Source organism: Nostoc cf. edaphicum LEGE 07299 (assembly GCF_015207245.1).
Taxonomy (GTDB): Bacteria; Cyanobacteriota; Cyanobacteriia; order Cyanobacteriales; family Nostocaceae; genus Nostoc; species Nostoc edaphicum_B.
The window spans coordinates 1-3,668 of sequence record NZ_JADEXF010000628.1; the positions used below are offsets into that span (position 1 = coordinate 1).

Below are 3,668 nucleotides of genomic sequence, written 5' to 3' on the forward strand. Positions count from 1 at the left end.
GTCTACCTATTTACTAGCTAAAATATTATTAAGCAAGGGTAGATATTTAGTAGTAGATTTTATAGATTAAACAATCCAGTCTTTATGTCAAATATAATATCAGAATTGTGGACTAACTTTTTTACATCAGAATCATTTATTCCACATGGACATTGCTATCTATGGCAAACGAATTTAGTTTGGTTACACATATTATCTGACGCATTCATTGCACTAGCTTATTACTCGATTCCAGCTACACTCTTCTACTTTGTCCGCAAGCGACAAGATTTGCCCTTTGATTGGATTTTTCTACTATTTAGTGGATTTATCGTAGCTTGCGGTACCACTCATTTAATGGAGATTTGGACACTTTGGCATCCAACCTATTGGGTGTCGGGGTTTATCAAAGCAGTAACTGCCACAATATCTGTAATTACAGCATTAGAGCTTATGCCTTTAGTTCCACAAGCTTTGGCACTTCCTAGCTCTACTCAATTAGAACAGACAAATCAAGAACTTCAAACACAAATAAGCGAGCGCTTACGGGTAGAGGAAGAACTGCGAAAATACCAGAATCATCTTGAAGAAATGGTTACTGTTCGCACCAATGAAATTACTAAGACTAACGAGCAATTACAACAAGAAATTCTTGAACGTCAACGCATCTTAGAAATTCTGCGACAAAGCGAAGAACGCTACCGTTACTTGGCTGAGGCAATTCCTCAACTTGTTTGGACAACTAAACCTAACGGTGAATGCGATTTTTTTAATCAAAATTGGTGCGAATATACTGGGCTAACGTTAGAGCAATCTTTGGGTTCTGGTTGGTTAGCTGCATTGCATCCAGATGATGTTCAAAGAGCCGATAAAGTGTGGTCTGATGCTGTCAAAAATAGCACTATGTATAACAATGAATATCGCTTTAAACGAGCTGCTGATGGCTCCTATCGTTGGCAGCTAGCGCGAGGTTTACCACTCAAAGATGAGCAAGGTTTTGTAGTCAAGTGGTTTGGAACCTGTACGGATATCCACGAACAAAAACAAATACTTGAAGAACGAGCGCACCTGCTGGAATTAGAACAAGTAGCACGAGCGAAAGCAGAAACAGCCAATCGAATTAAAGATGAATTTTTAGCCGTCCTCTCTCACGAACTACGCACTCCACTCAACGCAATTCTCGGCTGGTCAAAGTTGTTGCAAACCCGCAGGTTAGACCAAAAAAAGACATCTGAAGCCCTAGCCACAATCGAGCGAAATGCTACCTTACAAGTTCAACTCATTGAGGACTTGCTGGATATTTCCAGAATTTTACAAGGCAAACTGACGCTAAATATCACGAAGATTAACCTTAAGTCCACGGTATTGTCGGCACTACAGACAATGCAGTTAGCAGCAGAAACAAAGTTGATTGAGGTGAATACAGTATTTGAACCGACTGTGGGACAAATTATGGGCGACTCGACTCGTTTGCAGCAAGTCGTCTGGAATCTCCTTTCTAACGCAATCAAATTTACACCCAGAGGAGGAAAGGTAGAAGTGCGACTCCAGGAAACTGATGGCTATGCTCAAATAATCGTTAGCGATACGGGTAAGGGAATTAGCGCTGACTTTTTGCCATTCGTGTTTGATTACTTCCGCCAAGCAGATAGCACCTCTACGAGAAATTTTGGTGGATTAGGGCTGGGATTGGCAATTGTGCGTAATATCATCGAAATGCATGGCGGCATCGTCAAAGCAGATAGCCACGGTGAGGGTAAAGGGGCAATATTTACTGTTAGCTTACCGCTTCTGCCAGTTGAAAGTCCAAGGCTGACGGATGAAAAAAATTACCCTGCATTCTTAACTAGTAACTCCTTACCTCTGAATGACATCAAGGTTTTAGTTGTCGATGATGATACTGATTCACGAGATTTTGTTGCTTTTGTATTAGAGCAAGATGGGGCTTTTGTGATGACAGTATCTTCCGCTGAAGAAGCATTACAAACTTTAGCAGAGGTCAAGCTAGATGTGTTGGTAAGCGATATTAGTATGCCCGATATGGATGGCTATATGTTAATACATGAAGTCAGAACTCGGACACCAGAACAAGGTGGGCAAATTCCAGCAATTGCCTTGACTGCCTTTGCGAGAAACGATGACCAAGAAAAAGCCCTAAAAGCTGGGTTTGAGATGCATTTATCCAAACCTCTTAAACCAGAAAAATTAATTGCAGCCATTGTTAAATTGATGGAAACAAAAGTGTCAGCAATTACTTAAAAAACGACTTTTTAGTTTTAATAAAGAACTATTTATTAGAGTTTTTGCATGAATCAAAAGCCCTCACCCTAAATCCCTCTCCCAAGCGTGGGAGAGGGACTTTGAAATGTCTCTTGTGTATAAATAGACATTTATATGAAAGTACACTTGTATCAAGTTAGCTTAATCACTTATAATTCCTGCTAGAATCTCACCAAAGCTACGCTTTTGCTTCCCTAAGAGCAAGCAAGGAAGGGCTGGGATGGGGTATTTTGACGATCGCAGTTAACCGAACTTGATATTAGATGTAAACCAAGCAGGTAAGGTAGGAAAAATGCTGAAAAACAAGAATCTACTGGTAGCAGCTATTATCTGCTTGTGTTTGAGTAATGGGAATACTGCCTTTGGTCAAAATGTTGGCGTTATTCTAGCAAAAATTCAAAATACTCAGTCCGCAGTTATTCGGGACAAAAACGCAGTTGCTAACTTCGAGCAAGGAAGCAATCTCTATAAACAGGGAGATTTAAAAGGAGCGGAGGCGGCTTTTCGGAAGGCAATTGAACTAGAACCCAATTTTGCACAAGCTTATATTGCCTTGGGAAATACTCTCGACGATCGCGGTAAACCACAAGAAGCGATCGCTCAATACAATAAAGCCATTAGTCTCGATCCTCAAGACTCTAGAGCATATTTTAATCTGGGTTTGACTTTAGCAAGACTGAATCAATTAGAACCTGCGATCGCACAATATCAGAAAGCCATCAGCCTTGAACCCAAGTATGCTGAAGCTCACTATAACTTAGGAAATGCTCTCTACGCTCAAGGCAAGCTAAAAGAAGCAGTTACCGAATATACAGCAGCTATTCGTCTCAAACCAGACTATGCGCCAACTTACACCCGTTTAGGAAATGCTCTCTACGATCGAGGTGAGCTAGCAGAAGCAGTTACTCAGTATAAAAAATCTATTAGCTTCGATCCCAAGTATGCAGACGCTTACTATTACTTAGGAAACGCCTTGTACGCTCAAGGAAAGCCAGCAGAAGCAATCGCCAACTATACCGAAGCGATTCGTTTCGATCCCAAACACGCACAAGCTTACACAGGTTTAGGAAATGCAATGGACGATCGAGGGAAACCTCAAGAAGCGATCGCACATTACAAAAAAGCCATTAGCCTTGTACCTAACGATGCATTCACTTACTATAATTTGGGAATCACTTTGGGAAGACAACAACAGCCAAAAGAAGCGATCGTTAATCTCAAAAAAGCCAGAGAATTATTTCAAGCTGAGAAAAACAAGGAGATGGTTGAGCAAGTCGATCGGCTAATCCAAAAAATTAATACCCAGGCGAATTGAATAAAGGTGTGGGGCATGGGACATGGGGCATGGGGCATGAGGAGCAGGGGAGCAGGGGAGCGGAGGAGCAAAGGCTGTCTCTTATACACGTCTC

The 3,668-nt window shown here is 41.3% G+C and carries 2 protein-coding genes; both read left to right on the forward strand.

Annotated elements, in window-relative coordinates:
* Window positions 1-84 precede the first annotated feature (84 nt).
* Window positions 85-2,238 (forward strand): hybrid sensor histidine kinase/response regulator, encoded by a 2,154-nt coding sequence (locus tag IQ229_RS18005; RefSeq protein WP_228013541.1) that lies wholly within the window; start codon window positions 85-87, stop codon window positions 2,236-2,238.
* 313 nt (window positions 2,239-2,551) lie between these two features.
* The gene (locus tag IQ229_RS18010; protein ID WP_194046053.1) at window positions 2,552-3,574 is read left to right on the forward strand and encodes a tetratricopeptide repeat protein; all 1,023 of its coding nucleotides are present in this window, start codon (window positions 2,552-2,554) and stop codon (window positions 3,572-3,574) included.
* Window positions 3,575-3,668: the final 94 nt, after the last annotated feature.